Here is a 24,615-nt window from a genome sequence, read left to right as displayed (position 1 = left end):
TGGCAGTGGAATCTCATAATTAAGGGCAAAAAATATCCCCGAACGCGTCGTGTCTCAGATTTAAGGGCAACGCGACACCTGGGTTGGCCGTACTCACCCAGCCCGGGAAAAGCTTCTTGGCCGCGTCTGCTGCCTTTTCGCCCTCGTTCCAGATGATGGGATCATTGGGACGGGCCACGATCTCTTCGAGATTGTAGAGCGGCCTTGGCGAAGGCATCGCCTTTTGCCGGAGCTTTTCCTCTCCTGTCTTGTTGTCGCGTGTCCACGACCAGGGAATCACCTCCTTGCCGGCGTCGGTCTCGTAGCGCGCAATGAAGCCAGCCGTTTCGCCGTTTGCGAGCTTGTAGGTCCAGACCTTGCTCGGAAGGCCGAGAGCGTGATGCCAGAAATCGTCGGCAGTCCCACGAACCGCATTGGCCGGAACCGGCATCAGTGCTTCGATGGGGTCCTCGATCGGAACGACGACTTTCTTCTTCTTCGGCTTTTCGCTTGTGCTGGCGGGCGCGCTGCTGTCGATGCCAAGCGTGCTTTCGAGAGCTGCCTTCACCTCTGCCTGAGAACAGCCGCCAAAGCAGTAATAGAGAAGCATCCCGTCAGAGCCATCGGTCAATGACAGCGACGGGGTCCGGTCTGCATGGGCAGGACAGCAAACGGAATAGCCCTTGGAAGTCTTGCGCGGCGCTGAGCGCCCCGAGCCGCCAACGGCTTTAGCTACTTCCGATGCAGACCAGTCGTTGAGAGACATCAGGCCGCGATCCTGTCGATGTCGATGCCATGATCTGTGGCGGTGCTGCGCAGGCGGTCACGGATCTGGCCATCGAGGCTGTTGATCGTCCGAAGGTGAAGCAGGACCATGCCTTCCCGCTCATGCGGGGAACCGCGCTCTGAAAGCTTCCTCACAAAGGTCGCACCCCAGTCGATCTGGTCTTCCCGCGTGACCGGCTCGCTATCGAGGTTGAAATTGTCATTCGGCGTTCTCTGTGGCCGCGATCCGCGACGGGGTTGGCGGGTTTCCGGTTCGGGCGCCGGGCCGGATGCGTGACTTGCAGATGACTTGGCAGTCTCCTGGGTCTGCTCAGCGGGAGTGGGGCGCGGCCGTTCGGTCTCGGCCTTCTGCTGAGGAGGCGGCGCTCCCCTGCCCTCGGACCTGGATCGAATTTGCTTGGCGCGCTTCAGGCCCTGATCGTTTCCGTTGTGCGCGTAGACAATGTCTTCCTGGTGTCCACCTGAGGTCAGGAACATGCCAAATGCCTTGCCAAGGTTGGTCGCACAGCGCTTGAAGCCGTCCGTTTCCGCCCCCTTTACGGCCATGGCAATCGCGTCCTTGGCGTGCTTGCCGATTTCGGCTTCGCCATAGCCGAGACCGCTACAAGTGAACGTGGTATCACTGCTTTCTGGGCTGCGGGCCTTGATACGAAGGGTGACCTGCGTCGTCACAACGTAGATCCAGCAGTCCGTTTCGACGTCCTGCTTGGTTCTCTGCCCCTCGACGAACTTCTTGATCGTGCGCTTATCTTCAAAGCGGGTGATCTCAGGCTTTCCTGACTGACAGTCCCAGCCGAGCGGTCCGAAGACTTCGTTGAGGCGGTCAGCGTCAACGTCGCCCTTCACGTAGCTGTATGTGGTGCGGCCTCCGCCCGAGCGTTCGGACACGAGCTCTGCAGGGATCGGCGTATCCAGTGCCGTGACGATGGCTTCATCGTTATGCTGGTTCACGTTGTAGCGGGTCATGAAAGCCTCCTCGTGGCGCCTTCGCAGAAGTTAGAACGAATAAGGAACAAAGGGAATCCCTTCCAGTTTCCGGTCAGAACAGCGCTTCTGCAGCGCTGCTCTTTTCGGTCACCTTCACGGTCTTGCGACCGCCCTTCTCCTCGATCGAGATGATCTGGCTGCCGACATCGACATTGCCTGCCGCGGACAAGAGATGGATCAACATGGTGTCGATCTCGTTGCGGCGTTGTTCGTGGCCCTTGAGGCCGCCTCGTGCCTTCGTGATTGCATCGGCGAGGTCGGCGCGTTCGGCGGCGAGCGCCTTGATGTTCTGTGCACTTGCGTCGGCGCGAACGGTGGTCTTGCCGCTACGGATGGCAGAGCGGTCGAGATCATAGTCGACGACTGGTTCGTCATCTTCGATGACCATGCGGATCATCTCGCCGACTTCGGCCCTGATCTGGGCTGCCAGCTCGTCTTCGAGCTCGAGGTGATAGAGTTCGCTGCGATACCCGTCGATGAGAGTGCCAAGGAAGACGTGCTTCACACCATATGCGAGCGCGATAGCCTTCAGACGGACAGTCGGCTTTGGCGGCACGGTGTCGGGGGCCTTCCAGCCGAACATCTGCTGCTGGGTTTTCATCTGGACGACGAGCACCGCCGGCTGGCCGCCGGTCCGCAGGCTCGGTTCGATCTTCCAGGCACGCGAAGGCATGATGCCTTCAGCCACGGCCGGTTCGAGGCTCTGCTCGATGCGCAGCTTGTGATCCTTGGCGATGCCGAATGCAATTTCGCGCGCCAGACGGCCCTGCCAGCGGCCGCGATCGCCAATGTCCTGATCTTCGGCCTCTTCGGTCATCTTGTTCCAGATGGCCCACGGGCTCGTCTTGGTGTCGAGGCCGAGGATGGCGGCCACTTCACCGGCTAGGACATAGTCACGCATTTCTTTTCCTTCCTTGTCGTCAGGTCCGCACCGCCATCCCGGTACGGGTGACGATGCCTATTTCAGCCAGCCGCGACCGCGCAGGTCAGCTTCGGCGTGTTCTTTCTTGGGCAGGTGCCAGCGCTTGGTTTCACCATTGAACCTGCCACCCAGCGCCTTGACCTGTTCCCGGTCATCGAACGGCACGACGAGCGCATGGCTGCCCCCGTCGAAATCCTTGAAGGGCTTCGGCTTGCCATCGAACTTCTTGTTGGCCTTGGCCTTGCGGGCCGCTTGCGGCGGTGCCCTGAGGGTGGCGCTCTCGATGTTGAGGCATCGGCGGATTGCATCCACGTTGCGGGACTGCAGGATCTTTCGGGCCTGGGCCGGCTCGCATTTGCGCTTCTCGACATCGCTCAGCATGAATTCGAGAGCCGCGGTTGCCGTGGGGTCGACGAGCGTTGGCAGTTCCTTGTCGCAAAGCGCGACGAGATCGACGCCCAGGATTGTCGGAGAAAGCTTCCCTCGGTGGGAAGTGATATACATCCGGTCCTTCAGCTTCTTGATCGTCTCGCCCCACGTCGACTTGGTGCCGATCGTCTTGGCGTGCTTGAGCTTCTCGCGCAGAGCCTTGTCCTTCACGACCTTGTTGAGATCGCGCATAGCCGAGATGATCGAGCCTTCAGTGAACTGGGGCGGAGCGATGGTGAACTTCTCTTCGGCGAATGCGCGGTCGATCTGGCCACGTTCGCCATCGTTGAGATCAGGCAGGTTCTGAGGTTCTTCCTCCTGCTCGACCTCGTTCTCGGATGCTTCTGCAGCCTGGTCGGCGTCGTTGAAGAGAACCCGCCAGCCCTGCATCTTGATGACGCGGCCCGTAGCGGCGAAGCGGCGACTGTCGTGCGTCCAGCTGATGCTCTTTTGCGCATAGCGGCAGTCGGGCAGGACTTGCGCAAGAAACTGGCGAACGATGAGGAGATAGAGCTTGCGCTCGTCCTCGGTCAGTTCGTCGAGGTTGGCCGGTTCCGTCGTGGGAATGATGCCGTGGTGGTCGGCACCAGACTTCTCGAGCGCCTTCGAGTTGAAGACAGTATCGCGCGGCTGGAGGCCGTCATAATCGGGTACATGGAGCGGGAAGTCTGCGAATTTCTGTTCGCCCTTTAGCTGGACGCTCTTTGCCGAGCTGAGGGCCGAGATGTTCCGCAGGATGTCGCGAACGTCATACCACTGCTCGTCCTCGAGGTGGATGCCGTCGGTACGCGGATAGCTGATGAGCTTGTGCTCATCATAGAGGGCCTGCGAAAGCTTCTCGGTCTTGTCGGCTGGCCAGCCCCACAGGTTGTAGGCGCGGATCTGCAGGCTCGAGCTCTCGAATAGCTTGGGCGGCGCCTCGTTCTTGATCTGGCTGTCGACCTTGAGGCTGATCGTCTGGCCCCTGACAGCGTCGATGATGCGCCGAGCCTCGGATGCATCCTTGATCCGGTCTTCCTCGCTTGGCCGGTGCATTAGCCTTACCGGCTGATTGGCCGCAGTCACATCGATGGCGAGGTTGAAATACTTCTCCGGCTTGTGGTTCTCGATCTCGAGATGGCGGCGCACGATGATCGCAAGGGCCGCGGTCTGCACACGTCCGACCGAAATCGGTTCGCGGTAATCGGCCGGCTGGTAGCGGGTCGTAAGCAGGCGGGTGAGATTGAGCCCTTCGACCCAGTCGGATTCCGCACGGATGCGCGCTGCCTCGGCCAGGGGATACTTCTCGTCATAAGGCAGCAGGCTTTCTTCCTTCGCTGCCTTGGCGATTGCCGAGACGTTGGCGCCTGAAGTCCAGAGGCGCTTTTTCGGAAGCCTGTGAAGGTCGTAAAATTCGAAGATGGCCCAGGCGATGTATTCGCCTTCACGTCCGGCGTCGGTCGCGACGACGATCTCGGTGGCCTTGGTCAGGTATTTACCGATGCCCTTGAGGCGATCGTACTTCTTCTCATTGCGCTTGTAGAGGAAGTTCCAACCCGGCGGGATCATCGGGAGGTTTTCGGGCAGCCACTGCGCCCACTTCTCCTCGTAGTCCTGCGGCTCGGCAAGTTCGACCAGGTGTCCCGCTGCCGCGACGACGATGCCCCTGTCAGTTTCCCAGGCATACCGGTCCAGGCGGCGGGGGTTGCCGAGTGCCTTGGCAAGATCCTTACCGAAGCTCGGCTTCTCTGCCAGCCATACGCGGACGCTTGAACTCATCATATGCTCCCAGTGCGAGGTGATCCTATGTTTTTAGGATGGAGCAAAGTTTTTTCAAACGGAATGCTTGCAGGCGATATTTCCGGGGTGATACCATTCGGCAAGAGGACAAAATCCACTCTTTCTGGATGATGTCAGGGTTTAGTCACTTTGTGGATGGAGCGTCACATGGACTTTGATAAGAGCACTGAAGAAGGTCGTAAGTATGGTCTCGTGCACCCGCTGCAGAGCGAGAATGCGGAGATGAAGAAGATGGCTGACGATGCGGGCTTCCCGCGTGGAGCCGTCTCGTTCGACCGCAAGGAAAAGGCCTATCGTGTTTACGAGGACCTCGTCCCCGACGATGTTGATGCAGCCAAGCTCTTCGCGAAGTACACTGCTCCCGAGCAGGTCGCGAAGTCGAAGGAGGAAAGCGCAGTGCTTGAGAAAGGCACCGACACCCTGAAGCAGGCGGCTGGCACCGAGATCGACGAAGCCAAGCTCTACTACCCGCTCAAGGGCGAAGAGCGCGACGCCTTTCATGCCCATGCCAAGGAAAGCGGCGCCAAGTTCCGCTACAACAAGGACGCCGGTGCCTTCCAGCACCTCGAAGGCCCGACGGCAGGGTTCGAGCGTTGGCAGACCCCGGAAGCGAAGGCGGCTTGGGCTGAAGCCGGCAAGGAAGCCGGATCGCGTGCGGCTCGTTCCGAACGCACTACGGCTGAAGGCCTCGACGTCATGAAGGAGCGTGCCAACGGCCGTCACTTCGTCGCCGACAATGCGAACGGCTTCTTCCTTCCCTCGAAGGACAAGGAAGCTGCGACGCACAAGAGCCAGCTCGATGCTCTTGCCAAGGCGCCGAAGGAAGAGGTCGCGGAGGTTTACAAGATCACCGAGGCCGGCAAGAAGGCTCTCGAACGCAAGAAGTACGCGATGCAGATCAACGCGGCGCAAAAGCTCGACCCGAGCCTGACCGCCGACAAGTTCAACAAGATGAGCGAGGAAGATCGCCGCAAGGCTTCCGACTTCGCCCGTCTGCCGGGTGACGACTTCAAGCGCCTGATCGGCCTGACGGCTGGTTTCTTCGCTGCGCGTGAGCGCATGGTCGAGCTGGGTCTGATCCAGACCAAGGAAGCCGCGAAGAAGATGCAGGCCGAAGCCGACAAGGGTCAGCAGGCATCCGACACGAGCAAGTCGGAAGGTAAGTCGGCTCCGAAGGGTCAGAAGAAGCAGAATGCGATGGCAGCGGCCCTGAGCCAGGAAGCTGCAGCGGGCATGGGCCGTTGATCACGCGCGAAAGGAGGTGATCCTTATCTCGGTGGGAGGCGCTTCGGCGCCTCCCATTGCGTTGAGGAAGGGAAAGAGGGGGCGTTACGCCCCCTCTTTTTTGTCGAGAGAAATCGTCGCCGGTGCGCGCGCGGCTGGCTCCTCGTAACTATCCTCGTATTCCATGTCGGGATTGAGCGGGTCGGGACCATATTCGTTCGGTCCGGTCACGCCCGGGGTCACCAGGATGTAGATGCCGACGCCGATGGCACCGAGCATGCTTAGACCGCCGATAACGGAAAGCGGCGCGCCACCTTCCAGGAATAGGCCGCCAACGAAGGCCAGGCCAAAGAGTACCCAGCCCAGCTGCGGGCCCTTGCCCATGTCGTGCAGGCGCTGGAACGTGATCATGATCCCCGGATAGATCAACGCCAGCGAGAGCAGGAGCCCGAAGTCACCCATGAACTCCAGGATCTTTCCGAGAAAATTGAAGCCGACCGACAGGCCGAAGTAGTGCAGTCGCCGCATACGGCCATGCGGCAGCAGGATGTTGTTCATTTTGGTTTCCCCTTGTGTGCCAAGTCCCTGTTATGGCCACCTAATTGTTAAGATGGCCACCCCAGGGTCGTTTAGGACTGGATAATGCCTGCCTCGGTCAGGAAGCGAGACGGACGACGTTGACGGCCATCTCGGCCGCTCCACGATACGATGAGCATCTTCTTGGGACGCGTGAGCGCCACGTAGGCCAGTCGGCGTTCCTCGCTGATGTCGTTTGGATTGCGCCGCGTCGCGTTCGGGAATTCGCCTTCCTCCCACCCGGGAAGCGCGACGATGTCGAACTCGAGGCCCTTGGCACCGTGCATCGTCGTGATGTTGATGCCGTCCTTGCCCGCATTGAGATCGAGCTGGGTGAGAGATGCCAGCGTCTTGGTGAGGCCGATCTGGCCAACCATCTCGTCTGCAAGGCGCAGGAACGCGGGAAGCTGGTGATCTTCCGAGCGCGTCGAATTGGCGACCTTCTCGGTAATCCCGAGATGATCAGCCAGAGCAGCGAACGGCGCCGACGGCGGGTTTTCGAGAAACGCGCGAACCTCGACGATTTTCTCGGCAAGAGCTGCTGATCCGCTCGTCGTCTTTCCGCGACCATGCATCTCGAGGAGCATGGCAATCGGGCCGATCTTGGGGCCGTTCGGCTGCTTGTTGTGGCGCTTCTGCAGGCGTGCCGCGTGATCGATCATCGCTGCCTCGGGCAGATAGACTTCCGGGTAGATGGCGATCTGTTCGTACATCAGCGGATTGTCCGCCTTCGTCGAGATCTGCATCCAGTTGACGAGCGCACGGATCGGTTCTGCGCTGAGCCGGATGGATTCGTGCAGGTTCACCGGCACGTCCTTCGCGGCGAAGAAGCTCGCGAACTCCTGGCACATGCGATTGGAACGGCACAGGATGGCCACCCGCTCGAACGGAATGTCGAAGCGGCGGCAGCCCTCGAGGATGTTTTCGAGAACGGCCTGCTTCTCGGCTGCCTCGTCCTGCTTCTGGAGGGAGCGGACAAGTGCATCGGGATCTCGCGCGGTCCGGATGTTCTTTGCATGCCGGTCCGTGTTGTGCCGGATAAGGCGCGAGGCGTGCGAGAAGATCGCCTTGGGCGTCCGGTAGTTGTCGCGGATCTGGAGGATGTCAGCCTCGTTCCAGTAGCGCTGGAAATCGATGGTTGCCCGCACGTCCGAGCCGCGCCAGCCGTAGATTGACTGGTCATCGTCGGCCGCGGCGTAGAAGCAGGCTGCGTCATTACCGGTGCCCACGATGTTCTTGAGCAAGCGGATCTGCGAACGCGAGAGGTCCTGGTATTCGTCGACGAGAACGTGCGCGAACATTCCGCGCCATGTTTCCGCGATCTCCTCGTTCGTCTCGATGAGGCGCGTCGGGAGGTAGAGCATGTCGTTGTAGTCGATCATGCAATAGGCCAGCTTGAAGCGCTCGTACTCGGTATAGACCCGCGCATCCTCGAACGAGACGCCACGCGCCCAGTCGACATCGCCAGCATCGATCGCATCGACTGCTTCCTCGGGCGACTTCATCGCGTTCTTGGCTTCTTCGATGAAGTCCAGGATGCGGTCGATGGTCGGCTTCTGGTTCGGCGTGCCGGCCATCGGGTGTTCGGTCGAATACATCAGCTTGGTGACGACCTCTTCCTGCTGCTGTCGGTCCATGATGGTGTCGACGTTGAACAGGTTGAGCTCTGCGGCGTGCTCGCGAATGATGCGCAGGCCGATCGCGTGGGTCGTGCCCACCCACAGATTGTCGCAGTCCCCGTAGATTGCAGGGGTGACGCGGTCGAGCAGCTCGTTTGCGGCAGCATTCGTGAATGTGCACATGAGCAGGCGTTCAACCGGAACGCCGCTGCTGGCGAGATGGACGAAGCGGGTGGTCATCACGCGCGTCTTGCCGGTGCCTGCGGGCGCGAGCAGCAGTGCGTTCCTGGTCGTCTTGATGGCGGCCTCGCGCTGTTCGTCGCTCAATTCCGCCAGCATCCTTTCGACGACCTGGCGGTCGACCGAGTTCCCGCTCGGCTTCGGGTCGTTCGTGGTAGCGATAGCGAGCGTTTCGTTGAAGCTATCGTCGTCTTCGAAATCGAACTGCATTTTCAGCTCCTTCCTGTGCAAGTCTGGCGGCACAGGAAGGAGCTTTTCCTTCCTTATGCCGATATCGGCTCCGGAGTGTCCCGGTACTTCTCGAGATTGATTGCGGCTGCGTGGTCAGGCGTCGGCAGCTTGCCGAGTTTGGCCTGCTTGGCCTTGAACTGGGCGATGCGCTTCTGGCGCATGCGCTCGGGCATGGGATAAGCGGGCGGCGGGCCGAGGCCCGTACGCGGGTTGCAGACCTTTGCCAGCATGGCGGGGTCCTTGAAGAACATGACCGACTTCATGAAGTAGGGCCGGTTCATGAAGCCCTGTGCGATCACGATGTGAGTTCCCGGCTTCATGCCCGAAATGTCGCCGGCGCGGATGAAATCGACCTTTTCGAGATTGGTGCTCTCGTTCGACTTGCCCCATTCCTTGAAGTCGCCGCCCTTGGTTTTCGAGCTGCTGGACCGCTTGATGGTCGTGGGGCCAACCATGTCCTGCACCAGCTTGATCGTGTCCTTGTCGTTCTGGGGCAGGATGTATTTGATCGCGGTCGTCGCGTAGATGATCTGCTGGTCTTCCTTCGAATAGATCTTGCCGATCTGGCTGTCGGACTGCGCGATCATGCAGTACATCGTCTTCTTCGAACGGCCGAGGTCGGGACCGGTCATGACGGCCTCGATTTTCGGGAGCTTGGCGAACTCGTCGATCATGAAGCAGACCGGATAGGGTCCAAGCTTCACGTTGTTGCGGTTCACCTCGCCGGGCCCGTAGGCAAGGTATTCGCGGCTCAGGACTTCGTAGAGCAGTGCCGTGATGGTGGCGAAGGCAGCAGCTTCAGCCTGGTTGACGCACACGTAGAGCGTCGAGGGCCGCATCTGGCCATGTTCATCGCGCATTCCGCGAAGGTCGGAAGGCAGGAAGTCGCACGATGTCGTGCGCTCGCGCACCGCGGCGTTCTTGAAGGGCAGGAATGCCTTGTCCATCGTGCCGAGAATACCCGAGCGTTCGTTCGGGGCCATCGAGATCAGCGGCGTGATTTCGGTGACCGCACGCGGGCTGTAACCCCGCTCGCGGCATTCCTTGACGATGGCCTTGAGCCAGTCGGACATGGCATCGCCTGAATGGAACTTGCCTGCGTCGGCTGCTTCCTTCTTGTCCTGATCGTTCTTGTCGGAGGCCATCTGCTGGCCTTCGGTGATCATGTCGATGAGCATCGGGATCGATGGCTCCATGTCATCGTCATGCCACTGCTCGGGGATGTTCTCGAGGTTGCGCTGGATCGGGTCGGCATCCGCTACCTTCGAGCAGATATAGTGGAGGAAGCCGACGAGAGCAGCGCGGCCCTTCTGTTCGAAGTAGTCGGCGTTGCCGCCCTTCCCGTTGCTGGGGCTCAGGACGTTTGCGATGGCGTCGAGATAAGTGTCGCGCTCTGCACTCCCAGCCGGCGGGAGAAGCTCGGGGGAGAGAACGTTGAAACGGGGATAGAAGATCGTGCGTTCGGGATCGTCGAGCCGTGCCGGGTCGATCTTGTCGGTCGCCGACCAGTTGATCATGAAAACGTCACCGATCTCGGCGCGATATCCCGACGTCAGGTCGAAGAGCTCCGGCTTCGGATCATTGACGATGAAAGACGACTGCGGAGTGTCGAGGATGGACGGAACCACAAAACTCGCGGTGTTATGGGTGACTGTGAAGTCGTCGAGTAGGTAGAGCCTATCTCCATCAAGGACGATGCCATAATATTCACCGCTGCCGATGGCCTCGATATCGAAGCCAACATTTGTGACGTCCTTCATGCTTTTCCGCGCACGAGCTTGTTTGCGCGGAAGACGGGTTGGAATTCGATCAATGTTCCCAGAAATACAGACACGGTGGTATTTACCTACGGCTCCATTGTTCACGCAGGTTTTTTCACATTCCGTGGGATATGCAGCCATGCCCAACGAGCGAGCAATGAAAGCTATATCGTCGACGAGCCTCTTACTTACGGAGATAAAGTCGAATACATTGCATTCCTCGTCATAATGGCCATCGGTATCGATGAGGCCGGCGAGAACTGCGAGGCGAGTTTTCTGGCTGCCAAGCTTATAGTTTGTCGGAATTGATTTTGCATAGGTGTTGGCTGCGAGGCCTTCATCTCGAAGCTGATCACGGAGAGGATTTTTGCCAGTTCGAGGCAGCCCCTTCGTGTTGCCTGCGCTGATGGCATAAAAAACGGACTGAGAGCCTTCTTGCCGCTCTTCGCGAACTTGCAGACCCCATGCGTCAGCCGTTTGGTATGCAAGCTCCTTCATTTCTGGATCGGCAGTGTGCAAGCCAACCTTAGAAGTAGTCGTACCATCGCCAAGCAGAGCCCCTACGAAGTAAGGGTCAATTGACGGCTCTGCCAATGCTGGAAAGTCTATGGCTGCACGCCATTGCTTCCATTTTCCTTTTTGCTCCGACGACCAGTTCAGCCATTCTTCGACCGTGACTGTGGTCAGGTCTCCACGCTTTGGAAAAACTGAACGGTTGCGTGGCTTCTTGGAACAGCGCAGCGAGAGGATATGGTCGCCGTTGCACTTGAAGCTTCGCCCCTTTGTCGGCGTCACCTTGTACATCGGGCCGTATCCCCAGTTGGTCGCGAGGATATTACGCGGCTTGCCATCTGGCCCCATTAGTTGATCGCCGACAACCAGATCGCGCGTTAGCTTGATGGAGCCATCTGCCATCATCACTGGCTCGTCGGGTGCAAGACATTTACCTGTTCCCGGAGGTGCGAGTACGAGCGTAGACAATGTCTCGATCAGTCGCATGGGCTCCTTCGTCTCAGGCCATAACCCGAGATGGAGGTACCGCCCTCCCCTGATGCCAACCTGGTCACGATCTTCCATGATGCGAATGTCGCGCAGAGTTCCCTTGCGCGCGTCGCCGTGAATGAGATCGTAGAGCCGGAACGGGTTGAGAGCTGCCGCGAGGACAACTGGCGCCAGCGAGATAACCACGCAGAGCATGATGGCGATGATCGTGATCGCCTCGTCCTGCGCGTACGTGTATTTCGCGCCAGCGATGAAGACATCGGGATTGTAGAACTTGGAAAGCGCGGCCTTGGCCGTTTCCCATGTTCCCTGGCTGAATCCGTTGATGCCGAGATAGGCAAATACCGGACCCAGCTGAACGAGGTGGATCAGCAGCAGCAGCGTGCTGACGGCGCCAATGCCGATGATCGCAAAACCCTTGTTCTTCTCCTGCCCGTAATGGGTCGGGATCGTCTCAGCCATAAGTCCTCCACGGGCAACAGTGCCCATGAAGGTTTTAGGATGAGAACTCTAAGCGACAAAGCGCCTCGCCCGTTGACGTAGCTTGTCTCCGATCGAGGCGATCATTGGCCACTGTGCGTATGTGACCGTCATGATCCCGAGTTCCTTGGCTTTTTCGAGACGCGGATCTCCGTGCATTGCATCGCTTACATGGACGAGCACGCCGCGGGTCGGGATGCTCACGTCTCGCCAGCCATGTTCGGTTGCGAGATCCTTCGCTTCCTGCCTCTTGCGCCCCCTGCCCTCGAAACTGACGACGGGGACGCCGCTCTTGAGCATGGCGATCGCTTTCGGCTCCTTGACCGGAAGGCCTCGCCACCGGCGCTTGCTGAGCCAGTCGGCTTTCCAGTGCTTGGGCCGCTCGAGCCTTCCCTTGGCTTTGACCATGGCCCTGTTCGCTATGGGATGGTCTTCTTCTGGGACCATGGCGCGCTCGCCGAAGACCAGCGTTGCCTCGATGTGGCTGCACCAGTCGACGCCCTGACAGCTGCAGGTGATGTATCCTGCGTCCGGGACCTCGATGTAGTGGAAGTCGTCGTAGGTCATGCTCCTGCATCGGAAGGTCTCTGTGGGCATATGCCTCTCCTTCTGGATGGATTGCAGATACGAAAAAGCCCGGCACTGAGGCCGGGCTTCTCGAAGGTATGAATTTGGATGTTCGCGTCAGGTCAGTTTTGGCATCTCACGAGCGTCTAATAATTTATCCGCATCCACTTACGAATTATTCCTTGAGCGCCATGCCGCACGCCGCTGTTAGCGCGAAATCTATCAATGTCGCGTGATGGGTCAGGTCCTGAGTGGCCGTGTAGCTTTCCCATTTGCTCTTTAAGTCAGCATGGGTTGCTCCAGATTTGATTGCCTTGTCGATCTCCGCCCTTTTGCTGAACATTTCAGCGAGGAGGCTTGTAGTTGTTTGCGCTAGATCCATAACCCTCGGGCAAGCGTACGCCTTGATCTCGGCCTTCGTCCCTTCATCAATAGTAGAATTGAGATCGTTGTATGTCTTGCCGAGCCAGAGAGGGAGGTCCTGTCTGTTTTCCGGTACCTGCGCATAGGCCTGGGCAGGTGCGCAGGTTAGCGCGATCGCCGCGATCAGCTTTTTCATGATTACCCCTAATCGATTGGAAGCGCTTATTCTGCGAGTGCGCTGTAGTCGGTCTTCAGCTGAAGGTCTGCCGAGACGCTGACACATAGGCCGTCGAGAAATCCGAGAATTTTGTGATGCTGAAGAGCTATTGCAAACCAGCGCCCTGCCTCAGTTGTAAGCTCTTTCTGCTTTTGACGGCTGGCACCGAGCGACGCTTGTTCCATTGCCTTGGAAGTCGCCGCGATCGCGTCATTTCTGACCTCGATTTCTTCCGAACGAAGCTCGTCGGCCCACTCGCATGCTTTCGGAGCCCGAATTTCAGGCGGCTGGCTTAGAAGAGAAAGCGCCTTGCCCTGTCGATCAACCAGCGCTTCTATGCGTTCCGAAGCTGTTGTTTGTGCAATTGCCGACTGTGCAGCTGTCGCACCGGCTAGCACCAAGGCAATAGCCTGAAGTCTCATTCTTTTCCCCCACCTGAGCAAGGCGCTACGTTGGCGCACTTACTCGGGGAGGTCCATGACTTTCGGTTAGAACTGGAACTGCATGTTCCATCCAACGACGCCGGCTTGGATTCCGGTCGATACCAACTGTGCAATCCAGGCCATTTCCGGATCGCGGTCGGCCATGTAGCGAATGACGCCGTAGTGAACAGCTGCGGCGCCTGCCTTGATCGCGATCATCTTCTCGGTGCTTGGGTCTCGGCCGATGAGCGGATTCCCTTCTACGCAGTCACCGCGATCGAGGCAGCGCTGCGTGGTCGCATAATCCATCGCGTTGAAGAACTGGAAGGCGTATTCCATGTTCAGGACACGACGACGCACGCGGACTTCATGCTCGGTCAAGCCATACCTGATTGCTTCCGGGCTTCGCTCGGGCGGGCCCATGACGACACCGCCGCCGCCATAGGGACCAGGTGCCGTGGTTGCAGCTTCACTGATCGCTTCGATGTTGCTTTCGCCCGAGACGCTGCCGCTAGCGTCGGCATACGAAGCATCAAGGTTGACGAGCTGGCCTGGTGCCGGAGTGATCCGCGATCCGAATTCATCGGCAAGGTCGAAGGTGATCTCGGGGTTTGCATGGGCGATGCCGGGCACTGCAGCAAGGGCGATGGCCGATGCGATGATTTTGGTGGACTTCATGTGGGGGCTTTCGTGCTTGGCACGCCCTGCGGCGTGCAGGGTAGGTGTCAGGCGGCTGAAGGCTTGATTTCGGCCCGGTCCGCGATGGGGCGGCCGGTCTCGTCGAATTCGATCTTTATCCGCGGACGGCGGCTCTCGGCATTGGATTTCCAAGCCGAGAGGACGGTTTCGCTGCGAACCTCTTCCTCGTCGGCACGCCGGCGGGCGGCGCGCTCAAAATCGTTAAGCTGACGCGTGGCGATCGCGAGGCGGAAAATGATGAGAGCTGCGGTGACCAGGAGAATGATCTGGGCCTGGATGTCGGTGCCGTAGTGCATGAGCAGCGCACCGGAGGCCGATGCAATCACGGCCCAAAGGCCAACTTCGAGCATCACGCGCCGCGTGCTCTTGGCAGTGTGCGCATTGACCTCGACGTGCGTGTCACCCGTCGTGTGGTTTAAGAGAATGATGGGCCGGTCCGGCTTCGCGCTCACGCCCTTTTCGGGAAGCACGATAGTGACATCGTCTCCGGCGATCGGGTCCTTGGGAGAACGCCAACGGAAGGACGTAATTGTGCCATCAGCCTCGATCAGCGTGGCTTGGTGCCCTTCCCCGACTTGTCCGCGCTCCCAGCCGAGAACGTGTCCGTCAAAGCGTCGGTAGGTGTTGTATTTCTTCGAGATCCGAGTGCTCATAAACCCATCCGTGATTGCCAAGGCAATTGTAGGATGGGCCTATGCGCGCCCCAAACCTGATTTCAGGATGAGGTCAGATAGCGGAGATCTCGATGGCCTTGAGGCCATCATCCGTCCGCTCGACCGTAAACCTGTAGGTGCGGGTAGTCTGCTCGGGACGCTCGAGGTGAAGAGGATTGGCCAACACTTCGAGTTGCCAGTCCGTGTCTTCGATCATGACCGTCTCGGGCGTGATGCCAGCAAGCTTGGCATGGACGAAAGCTCTTTCGCCCCGTCGCATGTCGATCCATTCGCCGAATGCGATCTGTTGAAGCTCGTCGTCCATGCTCATTTCCCTATCCGATCAGACGCTGATGCGTCGTCTCCAGAAAACGGTCGGTCATGCCGGCAATATAGTCTGCCACGACCCGATTATCTTCGCCTGATGCGACGAAGAGCTCGCGGTGACGTTCCGGTAGGTATCGCAGCGGCTGGTATGTCATGGCATCGTAGAGGTCGATGATCATCCGCTGCGTGCGCACGCGCTCTTGCTGGACCTTGGGCGAGCAGATCACGCGATCGTAAACGCACTTCTTCAGCAGGTCCATTAGGTGTGCTGCCTGGGGCGCGATGCTTACCCGGTAACGATAAAGCGGATCGGTCATCTCCTCGTTTACGCTCATGCGGACATTGGCGAGGAAGTAGTTGACGATCGAGCCGGTGATTGCACGCCGCGTCTGGCTTCCGCTCATCAGTAGGGAAACGACCTGGCGATGGTCGGTGATCGGTTTGCGGGTCGCGCCTGTCAGGTAGGCGTTGTGATGCTCGACAAAGCCCTTCCAGGCATTGGCAGGAACATCGGCAGCGAGCCAATCGGGCTTCATCATGGATAGCGCGATGGCGTCATCGAGATCGGCGACCGAGTAAGCAAAGTCGTCGGCCAGATCCATGAGCTGCGCATCGAAGCTCTTCATCCGCTCTGCCTTGATGAAGGCATAATCGACATCAATGCCGGCAAAGAGCCATTCAACGACGGGTTCTTCGGAATCGAGGAAGCACTTTGGCGGGAGGTGTTCGGGGCCAATAAGCGGGATGCCGGAAATTCCGCGGCGCGGCGGCGGGGTCGGACCGTCTGAGGCCTCGGTGTAGCTGATCGGATACTTGAGGATTCCAAGCAGCGAACGGCGCGTGAGGTTCAAACCGAACTCGGCGGTGTGGCTTTCCAGTTTCGTCAGGATTCTAAGGGTTTGTCCGTTCCCTTCGTAAGGGAGACAGCTATTAAGGGCCTCCTCGCCGGCGTGTGATCCGCACGGATGTCCTAGGTCATGGCACAGTCCCACGATCTGCCAGATGAAGGGATCGGCAAAGAGCGCCTCGATGCCCGGTGCCAGGCCATCGGTGTTCTTCTCTATCGGCGCCACGATCATTTGTGCCTGCAGGCGCTGGGCGATGCCCAGTGCGATCTGCGACACCTCGAGCGAATGGGTCAGCCGCGTGCGCGGAATGTCGCTGTCGCCCGAATGGATCTGGGTCTTGCCTGCAAGCCGGCGAAAGGACGAGCTATGGATGACACGGGCATAGTCGACTGCGAGCGGCGTGCGCGGGTCCTGTGAGGAGGCCGCGCGCGGCAGGAGACGTTCGTACCAGTTCTCGTTCATGCGAATTTTCCCTTAAACCACCTTGTCACCATCAAGCCGTGTTTCATGCGGCTGGGCGCACCAGGAGAATACCCACGCCGTCAGGCTGTTGATTTTCACTGAGAGTTGACCCGGGAGGGCAGATAATTTCCGTCGAGATTTGACCCATGTTTGAAGTGCTTCCGATCGAGGGATTGGAGGCGACATGGAGTGATCGAGATGGATTTACTGAGTGTGATCCGGCGCTGGCGTTTTCGCGACAAGCTGCCGATCCGGGAGATAGAGCGGCGGACGGGACTGTCGCGTAACACGATCCGCAAATATCTGCGTAGCGGTGTGGTGGAGCCGAAGTTCCAGGTCCCCGATCGGCCGAGCAAGCTGGACCCGTTTGCCCATAAGCTGTCAGGCTGGCTGCGGATCGAAGCGGGCAAGTCACGCAAGCAGCGGCGCACAGTGAAGCAGATGCATGCCGATCTGGTGGAGCTGGGTTTTGACGGGTCCTACGGCCGGGTTGCGGCGTTCGCCCGCAAGTGGAAGGCACAGTTGCAGTATGAGCGACAGACCAGCGGACGCGGGACTTTCGTGCCACTGGTGTTTGCGCCGGGCGAAGCCTTCCAGTTTGACTGGAGCGAGGACTGGGCGGTCATTGCCGGCGAACGGGTGAAGTTGCAGGCAGCGCATACCAAGCTGTCGCACAGCAAGGCGTTCATCGTCAGAGCCTATCCGCTGCAGACCCACGAGATGCTGTTCGATGCCCTGACGCAGGCTTTCCGGGTTCTGGGCGGCGTGCCGCGGCGCGGGATCTTCGACAACATGAAGACTGCGGTTGACCGGATCGGCAGTGGCAAGACGCGGCAAGTCAACGCCCGGTTTGCGGCGATGGCGAGCCATTACCTGTTCGAACCGGAGTTCTGTAATCCGGCCTCCGGGTGGGAGAAAGGCCAGGTCGAGAAGAACGTCCAGGACGCCCGGCGACGCTTGTGGCAGCGCATGCCCGCCTTCCCCGATCTCGAAGCGCTCAACGCATGGCTGGAAGAACAATGCATTGCAGGGTGGGGCGAGGTCCAGCATGGCAGCCTGCCGGGCACCATCGCCGAGGTGCATGCCGCCGAGATCGCCAGCCTGATGGAGATGGGCCGCCCGTTCGACGGCTTTGTCGAGCATACCAAGCGGGTCTCGCCGACTTGCCTGGTTCACTTCGAGCGGCATCGCTACAGCGTGCCGGCATCCTTCGCCAACCGGCCGGTGTCCTTGCGGGTCTATCCCGACCGTATTGTCATCGCCGCCGAAGGGCAGGTGCTATGCGAACATCGGCGGATTATCACCCGCGCGCATCACCTGCGGGGCCAGACGGTCTATGACTGGCGACACTATTTGGCAGTAATCCAGCGTAAGCCCGGAGCCCTGCGCAACGGCGCGCCCTTTACCGAGATGCCCGATGCGTTCCGGCAGTTGCAAGCCCACCTTCTCAGACACCCCGGCGGCGACAGGGAGATGGTCGATATCCTGTCGCTGGTCCTGCACCATGACGAGCAGGCGGTGCTCTGTGCTGTCGAGCTGGCGTTGGAAGCAGGTGTTCCCACCAAGACCCATATCCTGAACCTGCTGCACCGGCTGATCGACGGCAAGCCGACGACCACTACGGCGATCGACGCACCGCAAGCGCTCGCCCTCAGACGTGAACCCAAGGCCAATGTGGCACGATACGATGCCTTGCGTGGGAAGGAGGTGCGCCATGCGTCATGATCCTGCCAGCGCTGCCGTGGTGGTGATGCTGCGCGGCCTCAAGATGTACGGTATGGCACAGGCTGCCGACGACTTGATCGAACAGGGCGCCCCGGCGTTCGGCACGGCGGTTCCGATCCTCTCCCAGTTGCTCAAGGCCGAAGTGGCCGAACGCGAGGTCCGTTCGATCGCCTACCAGATGAAGGCGGCAAAGTTCCCTGCCTACAAGGACCTGGCCAGCTTTGATTTTGCTTCCAGCGAAGCGAACGAGGCCATGATCCGCCAGCTTCATCGCGGTGACTTTATCGACGGCGCGCACAACGTCGTTCTGATCGGTGGTCCGGGGACCGGAAAAACCCATATCGCCACGGCCCTGGGCGTTCAGGCAGTCGAGCACACCCGCAAGAAGGTCAGGTTCTTCTCCACTGTCGATCTGGTCAACGCGCTGGAACAGGAAAAGGTGCTGAACAAGGCGGGTCAGCTTGCCGAACGCCTGCTGCGCCTTGATCTCGTGATCCTCGACGAACTGGGATACCTGCCGTTCAGCCCATCAGGTGGCGCTCTGCTGTTCCATCTCCTGAGCAAACTCTACGAGCGCACCAGCGTCATCATCACCACCAACCTCAGCTTCTCCGAATGGGCCAGCGTGTTCGGCGATGCCAAGATGACCACCGCCCTGCTCGACCGGCTGACTCATCACTGCCACATCCTCGAAACCGGAAACGACAGCTTCCGCTTCAAGGCTTCCGCCGCCAACAGCACAACCAGAAAGGAAACAAGCCGACCCTTGACCAAACCCCAAACCAGGGGAACATAGGACCCACAACCCGGGTCACTTCTCGATGAAAATCCCGGGTCAACTCTCAGTGAAAATCAACACATTGTGGATAAGGAGCGGAATTTGTTTCTCGTTCCGATCACTCCGCTTTGATCGGCGACCCAAGCCCCTGACTCGTCTCGGGAATCTGAATTGTAGGAACGCGATGAGCGGTTTGTCCCATTTTAGGATGCGTCGATTGACGGGTTGATTAGTCGACTGTATCTAAAAATTAACCGTCGGAGCGTAGGCATTCATCTCCGAGGTTCTGGAGGAAAGTCAGGAAGCCCCGTTCGCTTTCTCGGTCGATCCTCCAAGAACCCACGAGTGAAGCTCCGGAGGCCAAAGGGTCCGCTTGAGGAGATTTAGACGTGTCTTCGGCCGCAATGAAACTTACCAGCGCATCGGTTCCAGTCGTGGAGAATGGCGTAGTCCGCTACACCGTTTTCCCGAACGCCCTGCGCGATCTTCGCCGCAAGAAGGGTTATGACACCCTTCAGGCTTTCGTGAACGATACGAACATCGAAGTGAACTACACCCGCCTCGCCAAGATCGAGCGTGGCCAGGTCTATCCGCGGGCGGATGAGATCCGGTCGATCAGCTCGGCTCTTGGCGTTCCGGTGTCGAAGATCTTCATCGACACGACTGACCCGCAGTTCGACCGTGAAGCGTGGGCCCATTCCCACATTGAAGCGTCGCTGCTCTACGTCGGCGGAAATCGTGAAGACATGCGGCTGGCCGCAGCCATGCGCATTCGTCGCAAGGAACTCGGCCTTTCGACCACCAACCTCGGCAAGTTCAAGCTGCCGGCAGCAACTGCGAGCCGCATCGAAAATGCGGAGCGTCCGTTCAGCCGCTGGCCCGACAAGGTGAAGAACGCAGTCCGCCGCGTCTTCGGCGCCTCGTCGATGCTCGATGTCTCGAAGGCGGTGAACGCTTACGAGCGTGACGGCAAGCTCGCCGAGATGATGTACGAGCTGTTCTCGCCCGCTTCGATTTCGGAACGGAACTCGCGCGCGCTACTCAACCTTCTCACGAGCCTCGATGACAAGAAGCTCGCTGATCTCCAGAAGAAGGTCGAGGGTCAGCTCCGCGCCGGTAAGGGACTGTCGGTTGAAAGCGGCGAAGTCGATATCGATCGACTGCCGGTCGTCGACGAGATTGATGTCCTCCAGTCGGGCGCTTCGATCTCGGTCTACCAGGCGAAGACCCGCGATGGCGTCTCGCAGCTTGAGGCAACCTCGGAAAAGGCCAAGCGCGATAACGCAAAGTCCAACGGCCTGGTCATTCGCGTTGATGAAGCGATCCTTGGCATGGGCATCGTCCCCGGCTCGCTCGTCCACTTCGAGGAACTCGAACGCTCGGCGGTCAAGGACGGCATGATCCTCGCGCTGATCAATGGCGACAAGGTTCGCATCGTTGGCGCTCGCGCAATGGGCCGTGGGTTCACGCTTCAGCAGACGTCGCCGGAATGGAAGGGAACTCTCGGCCAGGTCGAAGGCAAGATCGCCGTCATGACCAAGATGGAAGTGAAGTTCTGATCTTCTGATCAATCCAATTCCGAGTGATCTCTCACTCGGTTGAATGAGGGCGTCCGCAAGGGCGCCCTTTTTCGTTTCCTCTCACCCACTCATTTCTGCCGAACTTTTTGTCGGGCCCGAGACAGTGAGCGACGCAATATCTCAGCTCGCGCTGGAACTGCGCCGCTCACCTGATCGATCAATCTCCGAGATCCAGTCCGCGCTCCGGCCCGCCGTGACGACCTGCCTGACGATTTGTCTCGCGGTCGGCCTCGAAAGTTTCGCGCAATCCCTGCTCGAGTTTGTCGGCCAGTTCGCGCAGCCGCTTGTCGCGGTCGATCTTCGCTGCGAGCTGACGCCGCTTGTCCCGTTCGCCAGCGAGGTGGGCCTCGATCCACTGGTCGATGACCGGATCGGTTCCCGTCTTGTAGGTGCGGCCATCGGTTGCCCGTTCGAAACGCTTTGCGCGTTCGGCGGCATCGGCCGGAAGAACGACACCTTCGCGCTCTGGCTTCTCGGTCTTCGGCTTGACCGGCTCGGGGACATACGGCTGCGATGCGCGCCGCGGCTTCCAATCCTCCGGATTGTCGGAGAGTTCGGGGAACTGCGTGTCCGTCGGCTTGCGGGTATCGGGTCCGCCCTTTGCAGGTTTTGCCTTGGCCTCGTTCGTCTTTGCCTCCGCTGCTTTCAGGCGCTGTTCGATGACAGCATTCTCGAGAGCTTGCTTGAGGGCGGGATCCTGGCTGAAGTTCGCGGCGATTTCGACGAGCTCTTTCGGTGCGCGCGGATTGATGGTCGGGGCTGCCCCCGCCTTCCCTTCGATGACTTTGCCGGGTTGCTTCTCGATGTATGCGAGCACGCGCTTGATTGCCCGCTCGTTCGTCCGGACTGCCCCCTCGATCCGCTTGATCATTTGCGGGTCGCTGATCTGGGCGATCTCCTTCAGGTCGAAACGTGATGCATCGGTCTTGCTGAACTCGACAGTGAGGTCGTTCGCCGATGCCTTGATAGCCGGGCGAAGATGACCATTGCGAATGGCATCGATAATCTTCTCGTTGTCGTTCGCAACCGGTGCGGGTTTCTCCGCCGGCTTCGGTGCGACAGTCTCGGCGGCATGTTCGGCCTGTTTGGGCTCCGCGACGCGCGCGGCGGCGGCCGCAGTCTTGGCCGCTTCGATCGCCGTGATCTGGGCGCGCACGTCGTAGTCGTTGCCGAACTTGGAGAAGATGGCCTGAAGCGTGCGGTCACTTGTGCCGAGACGATAGCAGTCCTGACTTGCGTGACCTTCGGAGAAGGGGCCGGGTCCGTCCTTGGCCTTGAGCATACCCGGATTGGCCCGAAGTGCCGCGTTGAGAACTTCGATCTGGCGGTCCTGCTCTGCCTTGATTTTCACAAGACGCTTCTGGGCGACTGCGTATTCCGGTGTGCCGATCATGCGGAACTCTTCGCGCGTCATGCTCGACGGAACGATGACACCGAAATCCTTGATCAGCCTCATGTTCGATTTGATGAACTGGTCGACCATCTTCGACGCGGCAGTCGCCGCAGCTTTCTTCGCTGCATCGCGCGTATCGTTCGCAGGCGCCGGAACCTTCGCGTTCTCGTTTGCGGGCTTGGGCACATAGGTGCGTTCGAACTCGGCCCGCTGTTCGGCGCCGGTCTTCAGTATTGTGGTGATGACGTCGGACGAGACCTGTGCCTTGTCCTCGTGGCGCTTGGCGGCTGCCTGACTATTCGCGATCTGGGCGATTTCCTGGGCCATCAGGATTTCGAGACCGACGAGATGGATGTTCGCTTCTTCAAGCTTCGCGCGATAGCGGTCGAGGTTGGCTGACTGCCGGCGGGTTGCCCGCTTTTCCTCGATTGCCGTGACGTGCTTCTCGGCGACCTTCTTTACCTTGAGCGCGCGCGACTTCAGGCGTTCGTAATGTTGCTCGATGTTGTCGGCGATCGCGCGATGTTCGGCAGCGATCCGCGCGGCCTGTTCCCAGCGGACCATTTCGCGCTCGACTTCGGCGCGCTGCTGCTCGGTCGGCTCGACTGCATCCATCTGGATGTTCCAGCGCTTGAGCTGCTTGTCGATCCGGTTCTCGGCCGCGAGCTTTTTCTCTTCGAGATTCGACTGCACGTAAGCCCACTGGTTGAGCTCGTTGCGTAGACCCTTCTCAGTCGGGACGCCGAGCGACTCAAAACGACTGGCCTGTGTGCCCAGATGTTCGTCGGCTTCCTTCTCGATGCCCATCTGGTCGTAGCGTCGCGGATCAAGGCGTCGAGCGACGCCAGCGGCTGCGAGTTCGTTGTTCGTCAGATTGGCCAACTGGCGGCGCAGCGTCGGGATGAAACTGGCGCGCGTTACCTCGCGATCCTTCTGCTGTTCGAAGGGGTTGGTCTTCATCATGTGCCTGTTGGGCTTCCTGTAAGTCCAAGGCACAGTGAAGTCCCACTGTCCGACGTGCTGGCGGATAGCGGGATCGTTGATCGCCTGCTCGGCAATCTCGTGCTGGCGCTGCTTCTTCGGGCCAGCCTTCTCGTTCGGCTCCTGCAGGTGGTCTTCAGGCTGCGCAGTGAAGCGCTTGGCCGGGCGGTCATGGTAGACCAGGTGGAAGTGCCAGTTCCGATCATCGTTGGTGTGATCAGGAGCGTGCATGACGGCGATGAACGGAAGGTTCCGCCTTTCGAATTCTTCGGTGAAGCCCTTGAGGATCCGAACGCGGGCTTCGTGGTCGACCTCATAGGGAAGCTCGCCGACTATCCGGAACTGCACGCGGCCGCCGCGACCGTCCTCAAAACGGGCACCGAATGAACTGGCCGCCTCGCGCTCCTCGCGGGCTGCCCGTTCCTCATCGGTTTCGTTGGCCTTGCGCTTCTCGCGCGGCTTCCAGCCATGACGCTTCATGATCTCGCGGACGAGCTGGTTGTCGCGCGTGCGGACGACCGTGATCTCGTCAGGCTTTGCAGCTGCAATGGCCTGCTTGAGTTTCTTAGGGCAGTCGTCGTCGGCGGCGACCTTAAGCCAGAACTCCTCGTTTCCTTTAAGGAGCAGCTGCATCTTGTCGTCCGAAGGGTCGCTTTCGTTCTGCTCGACGAGCTTCCAGAAGTCGCGACGTTCGGCTGCATTCTCGGAGATGTTGGAGAAGAGAACGGCAATGCCGTTGTCGTTGTGCGCCAAGGCCTCCTCACGCTCGATATAGACGCTGGCCATACCACCGACACCCAGAGCGTCGGTTGCGTTCTCAGCGAGCCCCTGGACGGCTTTCTCGATGTCGGCCTTGTCGAGACCAAGCTGGCGAGCAAGTTCAGGGTCATTGGCTGCGGCCTTGAGCAGGTCAGCTTCGATCTTGTCGATCTGCTCACCGTCGGTCCGCGCGACGGCCTCGTCGCGCTCGAGATAGCGGCTGTGATCGCTGGCCGCGCCCTTGCGGTTCTTGGTGCCGCGAGCCGTGGTCTTCTCAAAGCGCGTCTTGCTGATCGCTTCATGGGAGAAATGGAAGCTGGTTGCACCGTCGGCATTGGCCGGGCGGATAGAGCGAGAGGCAGGCTGGTTCAGCTTCGTCGGGCGAAGCATGGCCTCTTCTTTCTTCTTCGGCCCCGGGCGCTCGCCCCAAGTGGTCTGGGCGGGGCGTCCGTTTTCCTTTCCGCCTACCGAGCCGGTGATGTGTGCATCGCTGGTCGGGATCGTCAGGCGCGGGTCGCGCGCCAGGTCGGCTGAGCCGCGCAAACTGGAACGTGCAGAAGAGCCCTGATCGCCGCCTGATGGCGGCGCGGTGAAGTTGCCGCCTCGGTCATCGGTCAGCTTGGGCTCGCCATTGGCATCCAGTGTACCGCCGCTACGCCGGAGCGTTTCGCTCTTCTCGGCGATGGACTGCAGGCTGGCCCTGCCCTGACGGATCTCGTTGTCTTCGAAGTTGCTTGCCATGGTCTGTATTATGGCACGGAGACCGGAAAACGAGAAGAAGATGTAGGATGGCGGTCTGCCTCATCAGGAAGGCAAAAATCGAGTCT

Annotated in this window: 19 protein-coding genes; 4 read left to right on the top strand and 15 right to left on the bottom strand. The window is 59.7% G+C overall.

The features are described from left to right. Positions 1–19: 19 nt before the first annotated feature. The 4 genes from KIH45_RS17590 to KIH45_RS17575 all read right to left on the bottom strand — a co-directional run bounded on the left by KIH45_RS17590 (position 20) and on the right by KIH45_RS17575 (position 4,861). Positions 20–745, bottom strand: a complete 726-nt coding sequence (locus KIH45_RS17590) for a CHC2 zinc finger domain-containing protein (protein ID WP_213177309.1) — start codon at positions 743–745, stop codon at positions 20–22. Continuing rightward, positions 745–1,731: a Rad52/Rad22 family DNA repair protein gene (locus KIH45_RS17585; protein WP_213177308.1), complete on the bottom strand. Its 987-nt coding sequence runs from the start codon at positions 1,729–1,731 to the stop codon at positions 745–747. Before KIH45_RS17585 ends, KIH45_RS17590 begins: the two co-directional genes overlap by 1 nt. A 73-nt stretch (positions 1,732–1,804) precedes the next feature. Continuing rightward, entirely contained in the window at positions 1,805–2,653 is an 849-nt protein-coding gene (locus KIH45_RS17580; protein WP_213177307.1) for a hypothetical protein, read from the bottom strand. Between the two features lie 57 nt (positions 2,654–2,710). Further along, complete coding sequence (locus KIH45_RS17575) at positions 2,711–4,861, bottom strand: DNA topoisomerase (RefSeq protein ID WP_213177306.1); 2,151 nt, start codon at positions 4,859–4,861, stop codon at positions 2,711–2,713. Between the two features lie 168 nt (positions 4,862–5,029). Between KIH45_RS17575 and KIH45_RS17570 the strand changes: the two genes are divergently transcribed. Continuing rightward, positions 5,030–6,127 (top strand): hypothetical protein, encoded by a 1,098-nt coding sequence (locus KIH45_RS17570; RefSeq protein WP_213177305.1) that lies wholly within the window; start codon positions 5,030–5,032, stop codon positions 6,125–6,127. Between the two features lie 84 nt (positions 6,128–6,211). Here the strand turns inward: KIH45_RS17570 and KIH45_RS17565 are convergent, their stop codons facing one another. The 10 genes from KIH45_RS17565 to dgt form a co-directional block, all read right to left on the bottom strand. Further along, a complete protein-coding gene (locus tag KIH45_RS17565) occupies positions 6,212–6,664 on the bottom strand; it encodes a DUF805 domain-containing protein (protein ID WP_213177304.1) in 453 nt (150 codons plus the stop codon). Positions 6,665–6,735: 71 nt separating this feature from the next. Next, the gene (locus tag KIH45_RS17560) at positions 6,736–8,751 is read right to left on the bottom strand and encodes an ATP-dependent helicase (protein WP_213177303.1); all 2,016 of its coding nucleotides are present in this window, start codon (positions 8,749–8,751) and stop codon (positions 6,736–6,738) included. Positions 8,752–8,804: 53 nt separating this feature from the next. Continuing rightward, the gene (locus KIH45_RS17555) at positions 8,805–11,996 is read right to left on the bottom strand and encodes a type IV secretory system conjugative DNA transfer family protein (protein WP_213177302.1); all 3,192 of its coding nucleotides are present in this window, start codon (positions 11,994–11,996) and stop codon (positions 8,805–8,807) included. A gap of 48 nt (positions 11,997–12,044) precedes the next feature. Next, positions 12,045–12,581 carry a hypothetical protein gene (locus KIH45_RS17550; protein WP_213177301.1) on the bottom strand — a complete coding sequence of 179 codons (537 nt, stop codon included), beginning with the start codon at positions 12,579–12,581 and terminating at the stop codon, positions 12,045–12,047. Positions 12,582–12,756: 175 nt separating this feature from the next. Continuing rightward, positions 12,757–13,140: a hypothetical protein gene (locus KIH45_RS17545; protein WP_213177300.1), complete on the bottom strand. Its 384-nt coding sequence runs from the start codon at positions 13,138–13,140 to the stop codon at positions 12,757–12,759. A gap of 26 nt (positions 13,141–13,166) precedes the next feature. Beyond that, positions 13,167–13,583 (bottom strand): hypothetical protein, encoded by a 417-nt coding sequence (locus KIH45_RS17540; protein ID WP_213177299.1) that lies wholly within the window; start codon positions 13,581–13,583, stop codon positions 13,167–13,169. A gap of 66 nt (positions 13,584–13,649) precedes the next feature. After that, positions 13,650–14,261, bottom strand: coding sequence for a hypothetical protein (locus KIH45_RS17535; RefSeq protein ID WP_213177298.1), 612 nt, complete (start codon positions 14,259–14,261; stop codon positions 13,650–13,652). Between the two features lie 47 nt (positions 14,262–14,308). After that, positions 14,309–14,935: a hypothetical protein gene (locus KIH45_RS17530; protein ID WP_213177297.1), complete on the bottom strand. Its 627-nt coding sequence runs from the start codon at positions 14,933–14,935 to the stop codon at positions 14,309–14,311. Between the two features lie 73 nt (positions 14,936–15,008). Continuing rightward, complete coding sequence (locus KIH45_RS17525) at positions 15,009–15,266, bottom strand: hypothetical protein (RefSeq protein ID WP_213177296.1); 258 nt, start codon at positions 15,264–15,266, stop codon at positions 15,009–15,011. Positions 15,267–15,270: 4 nt separating this feature from the next. Further along, positions 15,271–16,572 carry a dGTP triphosphohydrolase gene (gene dgt, locus KIH45_RS17520; protein ID WP_213177295.1) on the bottom strand — a complete coding sequence of 434 codons (1,302 nt, stop codon included), beginning with the start codon at positions 16,570–16,572 and terminating at the stop codon, positions 15,271–15,273. A gap of 198 nt (positions 16,573–16,770) precedes the next feature. Here dgt and istA point away from each other — a divergent pair, with 198 nt between their 5' ends. The 3 genes from istA (at position 16,771) to KIH45_RS17505 (ending at position 20,634) form a co-directional block, all read left to right on the top strand. Beyond that, positions 16,771–18,297, top strand: a complete 1,527-nt coding sequence (istA, locus tag KIH45_RS17515) for an IS21 family transposase (RefSeq protein ID WP_213177311.1) — start codon at positions 16,771–16,773, stop codon at positions 18,295–18,297. Next, complete coding sequence (gene istB / locus KIH45_RS17510; RefSeq protein ID WP_213177294.1) at positions 18,287–19,093, top strand: IS21-like element helper ATPase IstB; 807 nt, start codon at positions 18,287–18,289, stop codon at positions 19,091–19,093. Before istA ends, istB begins: the two co-directional genes overlap by 11 nt. A gap of 371 nt (positions 19,094–19,464) precedes the next feature. Beyond that, a complete protein-coding gene (locus KIH45_RS17505) occupies positions 19,465–20,634 on the top strand; it encodes a helix-turn-helix domain-containing protein (RefSeq protein ID WP_213177293.1) in 1,170 nt (389 codons plus the stop codon). 178 nt (positions 20,635–20,812) lie between these two features. On the opposite strand, the gene KIH45_RS17500 is transcribed toward KIH45_RS17505, so the two are convergent. Further along, entirely contained in the window at positions 20,813–24,529 is a 3,717-nt protein-coding gene (locus tag KIH45_RS17500; protein ID WP_213177292.1) for a MobA/MobL family protein, read from the bottom strand. Positions 24,530–24,615: the final 86 nt, after the last annotated feature.

It is taken from the genome of Croceicoccus gelatinilyticus (assembly GCF_018398395.1).
Lineage (GTDB): Bacteria > Pseudomonadota > Alphaproteobacteria > Sphingomonadales > Sphingomonadaceae > Croceicoccus > Croceicoccus gelatinilyticus.
This window is presented reverse-complemented; position numbering and strand designations above follow the sequence as displayed.